Here is a 14,153-nt window from a genome sequence, read left to right as displayed (position 1 = left end):
CGGGTCAGACGATCGTGACCGTGACGGTGCTGCCCTTGGGGGCCTTGCCCTTCTCGGGGTCCTGGAAGCGGACCGTCCCGAAGATCCCCCCGAGGGCCCGCTCGACCTTCACCTCGAAGCCGGCGTCCCCGAGGATCCGCCGGGCCTCCTGCAGCTGCTTGCCGACGACGTTCGGGACCTCGACCATCACCGGCCCCTTCGAGACCACGAGGGTGACGGTGTCGCCGCGGAACAGGGTCCCGTCGCGCGGCGACTGGCTGATGACGTCGCCCTTGGCGACCGAGTCGCTGTTCTCCTGGGCCGACGCGTCGACCTCGAGCCCGAGGTCGGAGATGGCCTTCTCGGCGTCCCCGGCGTCCTTGCCGGTGAAGTCGGGCACGGCGATGGGCTGGCGGCCCTTGCTCACGACGAGCGCGACCTCGGTCCCCTTCTTGACGCTCGCCTCGGCCTCGGGGGTCAGCGAGACGACCTGCCCGTCGGGCACCTTCTCGCTGAACTTCTCGGTGACCTTGCCCAGCGCCAGGCTGTTCTCCTCGAGCTGGCGTCGTGCCTCGGCCAGGGTCATCCCCCCGACGTCGGGCACGGTGTAGCGCTCCGGGCCCTTGGACACGGTGAGCACCACCTCGGACCCGCGCCCGACGGTGGCGCCGACGGCGGGGTCGACGCCCATGACGGTGCCGGCGGCGACGTCCTCGGAGAAGGCCTCGGACACCGTGGCGTCGAGGTCGGCCTGCTCGACCGCCGTGACGGCCTGCTCCAGCGGGCGGTCGAGGACGGAGGGGACGGTGGCCGTCGCTCCGGGCCCCAGGAGGAAGAACCAGGCCGTGAGGGCGGCGACCAGGACCGAGGCGGCGGCCGCGGGCCACCAGTTGCGGCCCTGGCGGCGGCGCCCGTGGCCGGCGACCACGACGCCCTCGAGCGGGGCCTGTGGCACCGCGAGCGCGGTGGTGTCGCCGGACCCGTGGCGCGGCGGGGCGCCCGCGCCCCCGAGGGGGAGCGCCGTCGTCGAGGTGGGGACGGACGCGGCGGCGGCCGCGGCGGCCCCGGCGGCCGGGCGTGCGTCGAGCGTCGTGGGGGAGAGGCTGGCGCGGGTGCGGCGGACGAGCTCGAGGAGCTCCGCCGCGTCGCGAGGCCGCTCGTCGGGGTCGCGGGCCGTCGCGACGGCGACGAGGTCGTCGAGCGCGGGCGGCAGGCCGTCGACCCGGCTGGACGGCACCGGCACGCCGCCGTGCACGTGCTGGTACGCGACGTGGATGGGCGTCTCGCCGGTGAACGCCTTGCTGCCGGTGAGCATCTCGAGCAGGACGAGCCCCGCTGCGTACACGTCGGAGCGGGCGTCGGCGATGCCCCGCTCGACCTGCTCGGGGGAGAGGTAGGCGACCGTGCCGAGGAGGACCCCGCTCGAGCTCGTCATCGTCTGGCTCGAGACCGCCCGGGCCAGGCCGAAGTCGGCGACCTTGACGGTGCCGTTGTCGTTGATGATGACGTTCTCGGGCTTGACGTCGCGGTGGATCAGACCCTTCGCGTGCGCCTCCGCCAGCGCCATGAGCACGGACTCGAGGAGGTCGAGCGCGGCCCGGGGCGAGAGCGGCCCCTCGGCGGTGAGCACCTCGCGCAGGGTGAGCCCGGGGACGTACTCCATCGCGAGGAAGACGTGGCCCCCGTCCTGGCCCTGGTCGAAGACGGCGACGACGTTGGGGTGGGACAGGGACGCGGCCGCCTTGGCCTCGCGGCGGAACCGGCTGACGAAGGTCTCGTCGTGGACGAGGTGCGGGCGCATGACCTTGAGGGCGACGTCGCGCTCGAGCCGCTCGTCGACCGCGAGGTAGACGGTGGCCATTCCGCCGTCGGCGACGCGCGACACGACGCGGTAGCGCCCGTCGAGAATGTGCCCGATGAGGGCGTCGCCGGTCGATGACACCGCACGAGTGTACGTAGTCACCGGCTCATCCCCGATTCACGCCCAGGGCCCGTCACATCGTGCTGCGCAGCCGCATGATGTTGCGGACGTAGACCTTGGTGTCGGAGTACAGGCCGCGGGAGCGGACCGACGCCAGCCCCTGGTAGTACGCGGCGACCGTCATCTCGGTGCTCGAGGTCGAGCGGCCGAGCGCCCGGAGCATGACGACCCCGGCGGTGACGTTGTCCTGGGCGTCGAGGAGGTTCAGCTTGCGGCCCACGAGGGAGGAGGCCCAGTCCCCGGCGGCCGGGATGACCTGCATCGCGCCGACGGCGTTCGCCGGCGACACGGCCCGCTGGTTCCACCCCGACTCCTGGTACGACACCGCGAGAGCCAGCCGGGGGTCGACCCCGTGGCGGCGAGCCGTGCGGGCCACCATCTTCTTCACCTCGCTGCGGCTCGGGACCGAGCGCTTCGCGAGGGTGTCGTGGTTGCGCCGGGCCGCGGCGACGACCGATCCGGGGTAGGTGACCCCGCCGAAGGTGCTGGGGACCGCATGCGTGGTGCTCTTGCCCGGCAGGCGCAGGCGCTGCCCGACCCGCAGGACCGAGCGCGTCCCGATGCCGCTCGCCGACGCGATCCGCGAGACGGTCGTGCCGTTGCGGGCGGCGATGCCGCTCAGGGTGTCGCCGGAGCGCACGGTGTAGCTGCGCGTCGACGGCCCGGCGGTGCGCTTGGCGCTGCGGGAGGCCTTCGCTGTCGACGTCGTGCCGGCCCGGACCGTGAGCCGGTCACCGGGGTGGATGAAGCTCGTCGCCTTGAGGCGGTTCGCCTTGAGCACGCTGGGCACCGAGACGCCGTATCGGGCCGCGATGTGGCTCACCGTCTCGCCGCTGCGCACGACGTGGGTCCGGGCGCTGGTCCGGGACGGGGCCGCGGCCTTGGCCTTGGCCTTGGCCGCGCTCGTACGGGGGACGCTGAGGACGTGGCCCGGGTGGATGAGCCCCGGGGTGCGGATGCGGTTGCGGGCGACGAGCGCGCCGACGGTGGTGCGGTACCTGGCCGCGATGCCGTCGAGGGTGTCGCCCGAGCGGACCCGGTACGTCGTCCAGCCGTGCGGAGCCGTCGTCGAGCGGTGGACGACGGCCATGACCTGCTCGACGGGGGGAGCGGCGGGGGGTGGTGCGGCGGCAACCATGACACGGTCCTTCGGCCTCGAGACGCCCGGTGCGATTGGGGCGGATGGGTACTGTGATGGCCAACGGTAGCGGAGTGACGCATGATACGCCCGGTACTCGCAGGAGTGGACCCGCACGGCGGGCGTGTCGCCTGTGGCACCCTGGCCGCGTGAGTGACTCCGCGCCCGACCCCACACCCGACGTCGAGGCCCTCGTCCCGGCCTGGGTGACCCTGCCCGACCTCGCCGAACGCCTCGGCCTGCGGCTCGCCGACGCCCGCCGGCTCATCGAGGACCGCGAGCTGCTCGCGGTCCGCGTCGGGGAGCGTCGCGTTCTGGCCGTCCCCGAAGGGTTCATCGGCGACGACGGCCCCCTCCACGCGCTCAAGGGGACCTTCACGGTCCTCGCCGACGGCGGGATGAACGACGAGGAGATCGTCCGCTGGCTGCACACCCCTGACCCCACGTTGCCGGTGCCCGGCACCCCGATCGACGCCATCCGCGCCGGCTTCAAGACCGAGGTCCGGCGGCGCGCGATGGAAGAGGCCTTCTAGCGCCCCAGCGCCCCGCCGGCCGTCAGGCCGAGCGGGCCGTGGCCGTCGTCACGAGGTCGAGCAGGACCCCGCGGGCCTCGTCGTCCAGGGCCGGGGCCCCCGTGAGCGCCTCCCGGGCGGTGGCCGCGAGCCGGCCGATCTCGTCCTCGAGGAGGTCGACCGCGCCGGACCCGGTGATGACGGCCCGCAGCTCGTCGACGTCGTCGGCGGCGAGGTCGGCCCGGCCGAGCAGGTGCTCGACCCGGGCCCGGCCGTCGTCCCCGGCGCCGGCGAGGGCGTGCGCGAGCAGGACGGTGCGCTTGCCCTCGCGCAGGTCGTCGCCCGCGGGCTTGCCGGTCTGCTCGGGGTCGCCGAAGACGCCGAGCAGGTCGTCGCGCAGCTGGAAGGCCCGGCCCAGGTCGAGGCCGTAGCGCGAGAGCGCCGCGAGCCCGGCGTCGTCGAGCCCGCCGACCGTGGCGCCGATGAGGAGGGGGTGCTCGACGGTGTACTTCGCGCTCTTGTACCGGATGACCCGCCCGGCCCGCTCGACCCGCTCGGCGTCGGCGACGCCGTCCCACGGGCGCATCGACTCGACGACGTCGAGGAACTGACCGGCCATGAGCTGGGTGCGCATCCGGTCGAACACCGGGCGGCCCCGGGCGAGGTCGGCCTCGGGAAGGCCGCAGCGGGCGTACATCTCGTCGGTCCAGGTGAGGCAGAGGTTGCCCGCGAGGACGGCGCCGGCGAGGCCGAAGCGCTCGTCGTCGCCGGACCAGCCGCGGGCCGCGTGCCGGGTGGCGAGGGCCCGGTGCGCGGCCGGCCGGCCACGGCGGGTGTCGGAGTCGTCCATGACGTCGTCGTGGATGAGCGCCGCCGCCTGGAACAGCTCCATCGCGGAGGCCAGGCGGACCAGCGCCTCGGAGTCGGCGATCCCGGCCGCCCGCGCCCCCCAGTAGAGGAACGCCGCACGCAGCCGCTTGCCGCCCCGCAGGAGACCGCCGACGGCGTGCAGCAGGTCCTCGACGTCCGGGCCGAGCTCGGCCAGGACGCCGGCCTGCGCGCCGAGCTCGGCGTCGAGGACGGCCTGTACCCGGCGCCGCAGGTCGGCGGTGTCGAGCACGCTGGTCACGAGGGCTCCTGGAGCGGGGCGTGGGGGGTTCGGATGATGGCGCGACCGAGCCTACGGGGTGGCTGCTCGCGTAGCCTCGGCGCCATGGCCCAGTACGGAGGAGGAGGGCGCCCCGAGCACCTCGTGGCGTCCATCCCGACACGCCTGCGCTCGGACCGGCCGTCCATCAGCTTCGAGTTCTTCCCCCCGAAGGACGACGCCGCCGAGGCACTGCTGTGGGACGCCGTCCGGCGCCTCGAGCGGGTCCGGCCGGCGTTCGTCTCGGTCACGTACGGGGCGGGCGGCACGACCCAGGACCGGACGGTGCGGGTGACGGCCCGGATCGCCGACGAGACCTCGCTGACCCCGCTGGCGCACCTCACCTGCGTCGGCGCCGCGGTGCGCGAGCTGCGCCAGGTCGTCGGGCACTACGCCGCCTCGGGGGTGCGCAACATCCTCGCCCTGCGGGGTGACCCGCCCGGCAACGTGCGCGGCGAGTGGACGGCGCACCCCGAGGGTCTCGACCACGCCGACGACCTCGTCCGGCTCGTGCGCGGCCTCGGCGACTTCACGGTCGGGGTCGCGGCCTTCCCCGACGTGCACCCGGACAGCCCCGACCTCGACCACGACGTCGAGGTCCTCGTCCGCAAGGCCGACGCGGGGGCGACGTTCGCCATCACCCAGATGGTCTTCGACGCCGACAGCTACCTGCGGCTGCGGGACCGGGTGGCCGCGCGCCGCGACCTGCCGATCACGCCGGGGCTCATGCCGGTGACGAACGTCCGGCAGATCCAGCGGATGTCCGACCTCATGGGGACGCCGCTGCCGCCGACGGTCGTCGCGCGGCTCGAGGCCGTCAAGGACGACCCGGCGGCGGTGCGTGCCGTCGGGGTGCAGATCGCCACCGAGATCGGCCGGCGGATGCTCGACGAGGGCGCGCCGGGGCTGCACTTCATCACGATGAACCGCTCGACCGCCACCCTCGAGGTGCACGACGCCCTCGGCCTCTGAGCCCCGGCACCGCCGCGCCCGGCCCGGTCAGAACACGGCGCTCAGCACGTCCGCCGCCCGGGCGGCGCCGTCGGTCTCGACGGGCCGGTAGGCGACGTCGCGGGCCAGCTCGTCGAGGAGGACCCTTGCGAGGGCGTCGCGGTCGGCGGCCTCGTCGTAGGTGAGCATCCGGCCCGCGCCGTACTGCTCGAGCCGGTGCCGCACGTGGAAGGTCTGCTCGAAGTGGTGGCGCAGCGGGACGTAGACGAAGCGCTTGCCGAGGGCCGTCAGCTCCATGCACGTCGTGAGCCCGCCCTGCACGACCGCCAGGTCGCAGGCGGCGAGGTACCGGTAGAGGTCCGGGAGGTAGCCCACGACGTGCGCACCGGGCACGGCCGGCAGGGACGCCGGGTCGATCCGGGGCCCCGCGACGACGAGGAAGCGCAGGTCCGGGGCCAGCGCGCGGGCGACGGGCACCGCGTCGAGCACCCGGCGCAGCAGCGAGGTCCCGACGCCCGACCCGCCGACGGTGACGAGGCACAGCCGCTCGTCGTCGCCGATGCCGAGCCCGGCCCGCAGGTCGGCGCCGGTGGTCACCGCCGCGGGGTCGAAGCCGGTGACGTACCCGGCGAAGTCGAAGTGCTCCGCCGTCCACGTCCGGATGCTCGGCAGGCCGGGCCCGAAGTCGTCCGGCACGACGTCGGCCGGGTTGCCGACGAAGACGGAGGCGTCGCGGATCCGCGCGTACCGGGCTCGCTGCTCGAGCATCTCGGCGTTGTAGTCCGCGGTGAGCCGCGCCTCCTCGGCTCCGCCGTCGGGCATCGGCAGCCACCCGACGAAGTCCGTGAGCCAGGCGAACGAGAAGCGCTTGAGCTCGGGGTTCTCGTGGAGGAAGTGGTCGACCTCCCAGGCCTCGTCGGCGACGACGAGGTCGTACGGCTCGTCGGCGACGAGGTCGGCGAACAGCATGAAGTTCGCGACGAGGATCTCGTCCATCCGCCGGATCGCCTGGAAGGCGTGCAGGTCGTGCTCCCCGCACTCGTGCTCGATGTGGCCGGACTCGTTGCGCAGCCACCGCGAGGCGGGGTGCACGTGCTCGCCCTGCTCGGACAGGACCCGGGTGACGGGGTCCTGCGCGAGCCAGTCGACCTGCAGGTCGGGATGGCGCTCGCGCAGGGCAGCCGCGACGGCCACGTCCCGTCGGGCGTGGCCGAGACCGATGGGGGAGGACAGGTACAGCGCCCGGGGTCGCCGCCCGGCGGCTCGTGACCACCGGGGCTGCGCCGGCCGCGGCACCACCCGGTCGACGAACCCGGCCAGGAGGTGGTTGACCCGGACCGGGTCGCGGGCGTGCGGGCCGTGCCCGCTGCCCTCGAGGAGCACGAGATCACCGCCGGTCAGCTCGGCGAGCCGCTCGCCGAACCCCGGCGGGCGGACCCGGTCGTCGGTGCCGTGCAGGACCAGGACCGGGCAGCGCACCTGCCGGGCCAGCGGGGCGAGCGGTTCGCACACCGCGCCGTCGTACCCCTCGCGGCCGGCGTGGGTGTCGGCCAGGATGCGGCCGTCGATGCCGTGGGCCCACCCGATGCAGTCCTCGATCTGTTTCGTCGAGTGCGGTTCGGAGTACATCTGGGCGAAGAAGAACCGGACGAAGTCCTCGTACCCCCCGTCGAGCCAGTAGTGCTTGTTGTACTTCGCCCAGCCGCGCGTCGTCGCGGGCCGCTCGTCCCACCGCAGGTGGTCCCGGCCCGGGGTCGGGACGTCGAGCCCGCACGACGGGGCGATCGCGACGATCCCCAGCACGCGCTCGGGATGCTCCGCCGCGACGTGCACCGACCACGCGGCCCCGCACGACAGGCTGACGAGCACCGCCTGCTCGGTGCCGGTGGCCTCCAGGACCGCGAGCACGTCCTGCGCGTACTCACGGTTCGTGTACGCCTCGGCCCCGGCGGGACGGCTCGACCGTCCCGAGCCGCGCCCGTCGAACGTCACGACCCGGTAGCGCCGCGACAGGTACGCCACCTGCCCCTTCCAGTGCCGCGAGGGAATGATGGACCAGGTGGGCAGCAGCAGGACCGTGGGGGAGTGCTGCCGGCCGAAGACCTCGTAGGCGAGCTCCACCCCGTCCCGGACCGCGACGCCGCTCACGTCCGGGTCCGCGGCCCGGCTCGGGTCCTGCCCCATCCCGGCAGTCTCCACCCGGCCGGCTCCGCCGTCACCCTCGGACCTCCTCACGGACGGATCTCGAACACGTTGTTGAACGGGGTCGACGCGGCGGTGCGGAAGCCGCCGGTGAAGCCGCCGGCCACCGTGACGTCCCGGATCCGGGCCGGGCCCGCCTGGGTGCCGAGGGCGAGACCGACGTCCTGCGACAGCGACGCCGGCGTGCAGAGCAGCGTGGAGAAGCCGTAGAACGCCCGGCCGACCGGGGTGAGGTTGTCCTCCACGTGGTCGCCGGCCATGGGCTCGACCACCATCCAGGTGCCGTCGTCCGCGATCGCCGTGCGCACGTGGGCGGCGGCCCCGACCGGGTCGCCCATGTCGTGCAGGCAGTCGAACATCGTCACGAGGTCGTAGCCGGCGCCGGTGAACTCCGTCGCCGAGGCCACCTCGAAGGTCACCCGGTCCGCCACCCCGGCCTCGTGCGCCCGCTGCCGGGCGATCTCGACGGACGCCGCGTGGTAGTCGGAGCCGACGAAGGTCGAGGCCGGGAAGGCGCGGGCCATGAGGATGGTGGAGGCGCCGTGACCGCAGCCGACGTCGGCCACCCGCGCACCGCGGTCGAGCTTGCCGACGACCCCCTCGAGCGCCGGCAGCCACTCGCCGAGGAGGTGGCCGTTGTACATCGAGCGGAAGAACCGCTCGCAGCCGTGGTGCACGTCGGTGTTGTGCGCGTGCCAGCCGATGCCGTCACCCGTCCGCGCCGCGCCGAGGACGGCGGGGGTGTCGCGGACGGTGCCGTGCGCGATCTGGAAGAACCCGGGAAGGTAGGCGGGGCTCGTCGGGTCCGCGAGCGCGACGGCCTGCTCCGGGGGGAGGGTGTAGGTGCGGGTCGGAGCGTCGTACTCGACGTAGCCCCCGGCGGCCTGGGCGCTGAGCCACTCGCGGGCGTAGGGCTCGGCGGTCCCGGTGCGCTCGGCGAGGGCCGCGGGCGTGATCGGCTCCCCGTCGGCCATGGTCGTGTAGTACCCGAGCGCGTCGCCCATGACGACCAGCGCCGTGTTGAGGGCCGCGCCGACCTCGCCGACGGCCTGGAAGACGAAGGACATCAGCTTGTCGGGGTCGACGTCGCGGGTGGGGGTCTGCTCGATGGTGGTCATGGGGTGCTCCTCGGTGGTGGGTGCTGGTCCCGCCAGGCTCCGCGTCCGGGCCGCCCCGCCGCATCCGGGGACCCCCCTGGTCTCCTCCCTAGACTGGCGAGGTGCTGGTCGGCCGCGAGAGCGAACGCCAGGTCCTCGATGCCCTGGTCACCTCGGCGCGCGTCGGCCGCAGCGGCACCCTGGTGCTCATCGGCGAGGCCGGGATCGGCAAGAGCACGCTGCTCGAGGACGCCGCCGGCCGCGCCCGCGAGGCCCGGATGCCCGTCCTGTGGGCGACCGGGGTGGCCGCCGAGCGTGAGGTCCCGTTCGGCGGGCTCCTTCAGCTGCTCCGCCCGGTCCTGTCCTTCCTCCCGAGCATCCCCGCGCCCCAGGCCGCGGCCCTCGGCTCCGCCCTGGCCCTGACGCCGGGGTCCGGGGCGCAGCGGTTCGCGGTCGGGGCAGCGACGCTCAGCCTGCTGAGCCGGGCCGCGGAGGACGCGCCGATGCTCTGCGTCGTCGACGACGCCCATCACCTGGACGTCCCGTCCTCGCAGGCCCTGTGCTTCGCGGCGCGACGGTTGTCCGCCGACCCGCTGTGCCTCCTGTTCGCGGTCCGCGCCGACATCCCGTGCGTCGTCGGTGACGCCGAGCTGCCGTCGCTGCCGGTCGGCGGGCTCACGGACGCCGAGGCGGCGGCCCTGGTCCGGGCCGAGGTCGGCGCCGTCTCCGATGCCGCGGCGACCCGGCTCCACTCGGTGACCGGGGGGAACCCCCTCGCCGTGCTCGAGCTCGCCCAGGACCTCGACGCCCTCCTCGCCCTCCCCGAGGGGGTCCCCGTTCCGGTCCCGCAGTCGGTGGCGGACGCCTTCGCGCAGCGGGCGCAGGGGCTGTCGGCGGGCGCGCGGACCGCCGTCCTCGTCGCGGCCAGCGGGGTCGACGACCTGGGGGTCGTGACCCGGGCCTGCGCTCACCTGGGCGTCAACGTGTCGGCGCTGGACGAGGCCCGGTCCGCGCGGCTGCTCGCCGTCGACCTCGGGCGGGTCGTCTTCCGGCACGGGCTCGTGCCGTCCGGGGTGTACGCCCGGGCGACACCGGCCGAGCGCCGGGCCGTGCACGAGGCGGTGGCGGCCGCGCTCCCGGCCGAGGACGACCGGCGGGCCTGGCACCTCGGCGAGGCCGCCGTCGGCCCGGATGCCCGGGTCGCGGCCGAGCTCGCGCGCGCCGCGGAGCGGGCGAGCCTGCGGGGTGCGTACGCGGTGGCGGCGGCCGGCTTCCGGCGGGCCGCCTCGCTCGCCACCCGGCCCGCAGACGAGGCCGAGCACCTCGTCGCGGCTGCGGAGAGCGCCTGGCGGGCCGGCGGTGCGGACGTGGCGCTGGAGCTGCTCGCGCGGGCGAGGCTCCGCCCGGTGCCCGAGGCGCTGGAGGTGCGCGTCGCGGTGCTCGACGCGACCATCGCGGTCCGTGCGGGCGACCCGGTCCGGGCGTACGACGCGCTCGTGGCGACCGGCGCCCAGATCGCGGCCGGGCACCCGGACCGGGCGGTGGAGCTGCTCGGCGAGGCGGTGGTCGCCGCCCAGTTCGTCGGGGACGCGACCGCGATGAGCCGCGCCGCCGCCGCGATCGAGGCACTCCGGCCACGGCTGTCGGCCCGCTCCGCGTGGATCGCTCTCGTGGCGACCGGTATCGCCGGCGTCGCCGCGGGCACCGGGGGCGCGGACCGCCTGCACGAGGCGCTGGCCCGGACCCGGGAGGACCCCGGCCTGCTGGCGGACCCTCCGCTCGCGCCGTGGGTGGTCCTCGGGACGCTGTTCCTGCGGGAGAGCGGTGGCCGCGAGCAGGTCGCCGCCGTCATGGGGCACGTCCGGAGCAGGACCGACCTCGCGGTCCTGCCCGTGCTGCTGTTCTACGTCGGCCGGGACCAGGCGACCACCGACCGTTGGGACGACGCGACGGCCTCCTACACCGAGGGGGTCCAGCTCGCCCGGGAGGCGGGACAGGCGACGGACCTCGCCGCGTGCCTCGCCGGTCTCGCCTGGCTCGAGGCCCGGCGCGGGGCCGAGGCGGAGTGTCTCGCCCACGCCGAGGAGGCCCTGGCGTCGGCGCGGGAGCGGCAGCTGGGGTTCTTCGAGGTCTGGTCGGTGACGGCGCTCGCGGAGCTCGACCTCGGCCTCGGACGGGCCGAGGCGGCGCTCACGCGGTTCCAGGAGGTGGACCGGCTGCTCGCGGCGTCGGGCTTCGACGACGTCGACATCTCACCCGGGCCGGAGCTCGTCGAGGCGCTGCTCCGGGTCGGCTCCGGTGACGAGGCGCGCAGCCAGGCGCGGCGGTACGCCGACCGGGCGCGCGCGAAGGGCCAGCCGTGGTCGCTGGCCCGCGCGGCGCGGGGGCTCGGGCTCGTCGCCCCCGACGACGCGGTCGACGAGCACTTCCAGGTCGCGCTCGAGCACCATGCCCGCACCCTCGACGGGTTCGAGACCGCCCGGACCGAGCTCGCCTACGGGGCGCGGCTCCGCCGGTCCCGCCGCCGCGTGGACGCCCGGCCCGTCCTGCGCTCGGCGCTCGGCACCTTCGACGCGCTCGGGGCGCGGGTGTGGGCGGACCGGGCCGAGACCGAGCTCAAGGCGACGGGGGAGAGCGCCCAGCGGCGGGGGGTCTCGGGGGTCGAGCAGCTGACCCCACAGGAACGGCAGGTCGCCCGCATCCTCGCTGGCGGTGCGACGACCCGCGAGGCGGCGGCGGCGCTCTTCCTCTCCCCGAAGACGGTCGAGTACCACCTGCGGCACGTCTACCTCAAGCTCGGGATCCGCTCGCGCGCCGAGCTCGCGGACGCCATGCCGGAGACCGCGTGACGGTGCAGGGGCACGCCACAGCGGGCGGCCGGGATGGGTTCCCGACCGCCCACTGCCTGGAGTGATGCGTCAGTTGGCGATGCCGCCGCAGACCGCCGGGAGGGTGGCCTCGAGCGGGAACTGGGCCCCGAGCTCGGACGGGCCGGACTCGAAGTCGTAGACCCCGTTGCCGTTGAGGTCGAGGCCGTGGACGACGACCTGGACGGTGCCGGCGTTCGCGAGCGCCGCCGCGTTCTCGAAGGTGCGGCTGTACGACAGGTGGCCGGAGGCGTCCGCGACCGGGAAGCGGTCCAGGGCGAGGGCGCTCGAGGGCGTCATGTCGCCCTTGGTCGTCAGCGAGGTGAGGATGCCGCCGTAGAACGGGAGGCCCTCGAGGACGTTGGTGAGCCCGTCGTGGTCGGTGTCGGCGTGCCCGTCGGGACAGCCCTGGTCCATCGGGGAGCCGTCGACGCCGTGCAGGTGCATGGCGTGGGGGAGGAAGGGCGCGAGTCCGTCGACCTCGACGGTGACCTGCACCTTGCCGTTCGGCAGGCTCTTGATCCGGGTCTTGCCGGTCGCCTGGCTGTTCGGGACCGACGCCATCTGCACCGGGTCGAGCGAGTACGAGTAGCTCGCCACCTTGGCCGAGGGGTTGGTGTCGTGCGCGGCCGAGGCCGTGGTGACGGTGGCGGCGGTGAGCGCGAGCGCGGCGCCGCCGACGAGGAACGGGGTGAGCTTCATGGAACGTCCTCCTGCATGGACTTGGACACCACCGTTGGTGTCCTGCCCAGGCGTTCGTCGCCCCGGCGGCCCGGGGATGTGACCCGCGCTCAGGGAGTTCTCAGGCGACGTCCATCGGCTGGCCGCCGGTGACCCGGATCAGCTCGTCGTAGGTGGTCGCGTACACCGTGTGGCTGTGCCCGGCCGCCGCCCAGACCGTCGCGTAGCGGCCGAGCGTGACGTCGATGATCGTGCGGAGGTGGACCGGGTGCCCGACGGGAGCCACCCCGCCGATGGCCATCGCGGTGTGCTCCCGGACGAAGCCGGGGTCGGCCTGGTCGACCGTGACGTACTCGGCGAGGGCGGCGACCTTCGTGGTGTCGACCCGGTGCCCGCCGGAGGCGATGACCAGGAGCGGCTCGAGGGTGCCGTCGGCCCGGGTGGCGACGAAGACGAGGCTGTTCGCGATCTCGGCGGGCGTGATGCCCAGGGCCTCGGCCGCGGCCTTCGCGGTGCGCACGGCCCCGGGCAGCTGGCGCAGCTCGGGGCGGATGTGGTGCAGGGCCAGGGCCGCGAGCACGGCGGCGACCGCGGGGTGGGTGGAGAGGTCGCGCTCCGGGGGGCTGTTCTCCGAGGCGACGCCGGCGGGCTCGGGCGACATGACCGAAGCGTAGTGACCCGCGGGGGCGACGGGGCGAGGTCGCGACCGGCGTGACGTGCTGCGAACCGCTTGACGTGACGTCGGGGGCCGGGGGTACAGTGGACATCTGATCGAACACCTGTTCGATCATTGACCGTCCCGGCGACCGGGCCCCGACCCGGGCCCGGCGGTCGGCCCTGCCCCCCGGAGGTGCGCCATGGCCCATCGGCACGACGAGCCGCTCCGGGCCGGCGGGCGGCAGGGTCCGGTCGTCTGGGACGAGACCGGGCCGCGGTCCTTCGTGTGGCGCGGCCGACGCTACGTCGTCTGCGCGGTCCTCGCCTCGTGGCAGGAGCGCCGGGCGTGGTGGCGCGAGGTCGGCGACCAGCCCGGGGGCGGCCCCCCCGACACCGAACGTCGGGTGTGGCGGGTCGAGGCCTGCCCGCCATCGGGGACCACCGGGGTCTTCGACCTCGGCCGCGACGACGACCACTGGCTCCTCCTGCGGGCCCATGACTGAGGAGATGACCCATCTGATGCCCCACGCCGCGACGACCCTCGACCTGCTGGAGCGGGCCCGTGAGGCCGTGACCTCGGGGTACGCCGCCTCGGCCGCCTCCACCCGCTACCTCGCGGCCTCGCTCGGTGCGCTGCGGGCCGCGGCCGCGCTGCTCGCCGCCCGGCCCGCCCGGGAGTCCTCCGGGCCGGGGCCCCACGACGTGTGGGTGCTCACGGCCCGGGCCGCCCCCGAGCTCACCGAGTGGGCCGACCGTTTCGCCCTCGTCACCGGCCACCGGGTCGGGGTCGAGACCGGGCTCGTGCGGGTCGGCGCTCGCGAGGCCGACGACCTGCTGCGCGACGCCGAGACCTTCGTCGACCTCGTCGCGACCCGGCTCGGGGTCCCGATGGCCCACGCCTCGGGGCGCCGGCTCGTCCCCGTTCGCTCGGCCTGAGACCA

12 protein-coding genes are annotated in these 14,153 nt (G+C 75.0%); 5 read left to right on the top strand and 7 right to left on the bottom strand.

What is annotated here, in order from left to right; translation table 11 throughout:
• Positions 1-4 precede the first annotated feature (4 nt).
• Together pknB and Q0963_RS09595 are read right to left on the bottom strand one after the other, a co-directional pair.
• Positions 5-1,921 (bottom strand): Stk1 family PASTA domain-containing Ser/Thr kinase, encoded by a 1,917-nt coding sequence (pknB, locus tag Q0963_RS09600; RefSeq protein WP_299445199.1) that lies wholly within the window; start codon positions 1,919-1,921, stop codon positions 5-7.
• A 52-nt stretch (positions 1,922-1,973) separates the two neighbouring features.
• Positions 1,974-3,098 carry a lytic transglycosylase domain-containing protein gene (locus Q0963_RS09595; protein WP_299445198.1) on the bottom strand — a complete coding sequence of 375 codons (1,125 nt, stop codon included), beginning with the start codon at positions 3,096-3,098 and terminating at the stop codon, positions 1,974-1,976.
• 149 nt (positions 3,099-3,247) lie between these two features.
• Between Q0963_RS09595 and Q0963_RS09590 the strand changes: the two genes are divergently transcribed.
• A complete protein-coding gene (locus tag Q0963_RS09590; protein WP_299445197.1) occupies positions 3,248-3,631 on the top strand; it encodes an Rv2175c family DNA-binding protein in 384 nt (127 codons plus the stop codon).
• Positions 3,632-3,653: 22 nt separating this feature from the next.
• Here Q0963_RS09590 and Q0963_RS09585 read toward each other — a convergent pair whose 3' ends face one another.
• The gene (locus tag Q0963_RS09585; protein WP_299445196.1) at positions 3,654-4,739 is read right to left on the bottom strand and encodes a polyprenyl synthetase family protein; all 1,086 of its coding nucleotides are present in this window, start codon (positions 4,737-4,739) and stop codon (positions 3,654-3,656) included.
• A gap of 84 nt (positions 4,740-4,823) precedes the next feature.
• Here Q0963_RS09585 and metF point away from each other — a divergent pair, with 84 nt between their 5' ends.
• The gene (metF, locus tag Q0963_RS09580; RefSeq protein WP_299445195.1) at positions 4,824-5,729 is read left to right on the top strand and encodes a methylenetetrahydrofolate reductase [NAD(P)H]; all 906 of its coding nucleotides are present in this window, start codon (positions 4,824-4,826) and stop codon (positions 5,727-5,729) included.
• Between the two features lie 27 nt (positions 5,730-5,756).
• Here metF and Q0963_RS09575 read toward each other — a convergent pair whose 3' ends face one another.
• Together Q0963_RS09575 and Q0963_RS09570 are read right to left on the bottom strand one after the other, a co-directional pair.
• Positions 5,757-7,892: an alpha/beta hydrolase gene (locus tag Q0963_RS09575; protein WP_299445194.1), complete on the bottom strand. Its 2,136-nt coding sequence runs from the start codon at positions 7,890-7,892 to the stop codon at positions 5,757-5,759.
• A 47-nt stretch (positions 7,893-7,939) separates the two neighbouring features.
• Positions 7,940-9,028, bottom strand: coding sequence for a class I SAM-dependent methyltransferase (locus Q0963_RS09570; RefSeq protein WP_299445193.1), 1,089 nt, complete (start codon positions 9,026-9,028; stop codon positions 7,940-7,942).
• Between the two features lie 101 nt (positions 9,029-9,129).
• On the opposite strand from Q0963_RS09570, the gene Q0963_RS09565 reads away from it, so the two are divergent.
• Positions 9,130-11,856, top strand: a complete 2,727-nt coding sequence (locus Q0963_RS09565; RefSeq protein ID WP_299445192.1) for a LuxR family transcriptional regulator — start codon at positions 9,130-9,132, stop codon at positions 11,854-11,856.
• Positions 11,857-11,925: 69 nt separating this feature from the next.
• Here Q0963_RS09565 and Q0963_RS09560 read toward each other — a convergent pair whose 3' ends face one another.
• Both Q0963_RS09560 and Q0963_RS09555 read right to left on the bottom strand, forming a co-directional pair.
• On the bottom strand, positions 11,926-12,576 hold the full coding sequence (locus Q0963_RS09560; protein ID WP_299445191.1) for a hypothetical protein: 651 nt from the start codon (positions 12,574-12,576) through the stop codon (positions 11,926-11,928).
• 100 nt (positions 12,577-12,676) lie between these two features.
• The gene (locus Q0963_RS09555; protein ID WP_299445190.1) at positions 12,677-13,216 is read right to left on the bottom strand and encodes a YbaK/EbsC family protein; all 540 of its coding nucleotides are present in this window, start codon (positions 13,214-13,216) and stop codon (positions 12,677-12,679) included.
• Between the two features lie 196 nt (positions 13,217-13,412).
• Here Q0963_RS09555 and Q0963_RS09550 point away from each other — a divergent pair, with 196 nt between their 5' ends.
• Both Q0963_RS09550 and Q0963_RS09545 read left to right on the top strand, forming a co-directional pair.
• Entirely contained in the window at positions 13,413-13,715 is a 303-nt protein-coding gene (locus tag Q0963_RS09550) for a DUF6504 family protein (RefSeq protein WP_299445189.1), read from the top strand.
• Complete coding sequence (locus Q0963_RS09545) at positions 13,708-14,148, top strand: SAV_6107 family HEPN domain-containing protein (protein WP_299445188.1); 441 nt, start codon at positions 13,708-13,710, stop codon at positions 14,146-14,148. The genes Q0963_RS09550 and Q0963_RS09545 overlap by 8 nt, the downstream gene beginning before the upstream one ends.
• The last annotated feature ends 5 nt before the right edge of the window (positions 14,149-14,153 follow it).

The organism is uncultured Phycicoccus sp. (assembly GCF_947495705.1).
GTDB lineage: Bacteria > Actinomycetota > Actinomycetes > Actinomycetales > Dermatophilaceae > Phycicoccus.
Note: the sequence above shows the minus strand (reverse complement) of the source record. Positions and strands in the feature narration are given on the sequence as shown.

What these genes read in the sequence shown, in the direction of transcription:
- Q0963_RS09595 (WP_299445198.1), bottom strand. Translation starts at nt 3,098, where the DNA reads ATGGTTGCCGCCGCACCACCCCCCGCCGCTCCCCCCGTCGAGCAGGTC.
- metF (WP_299445195.1), top strand. Translation starts at nt 4,824, where the DNA reads ATGGCCCAGTACGGAGGAGGAGGGCGCCCCGAGCACCTCGTGGCGTCC.
- Q0963_RS09575 (WP_299445194.1), bottom strand. Translation starts at nt 7,892, where the DNA reads ATGGGGCAGGACCCGAGCCGGGCCGCGGACCCGGACGTGAGCGGCGTC.
- Q0963_RS09570 (WP_299445193.1), bottom strand. Translation starts at nt 9,028, where the DNA reads ATGACCACCATCGAGCAGACCCCCACCCGCGACGTCGACCCCGACAAG.
- Q0963_RS09560 (WP_299445191.1), bottom strand. Translation starts at nt 12,576, where the DNA reads ATGAAGCTCACCCCGTTCCTCGTCGGCGGCGCCGCGCTCGCGCTCACC.
- Q0963_RS09555 (WP_299445190.1), bottom strand. Translation starts at nt 13,216, where the DNA reads ATGTCGCCCGAGCCCGCCGGCGTCGCCTCGGAGAACAGCCCCCCGGAG.
- Q0963_RS09550 (WP_299445189.1), top strand. Translation starts at nt 13,413, where the DNA reads ATGGCCCATCGGCACGACGAGCCGCTCCGGGCCGGCGGGCGGCAGGGT.
- Q0963_RS09545 (WP_299445188.1), top strand. Translation starts at nt 13,708, where the DNA reads ATGACTGAGGAGATGACCCATCTGATGCCCCACGCCGCGACGACCCTC.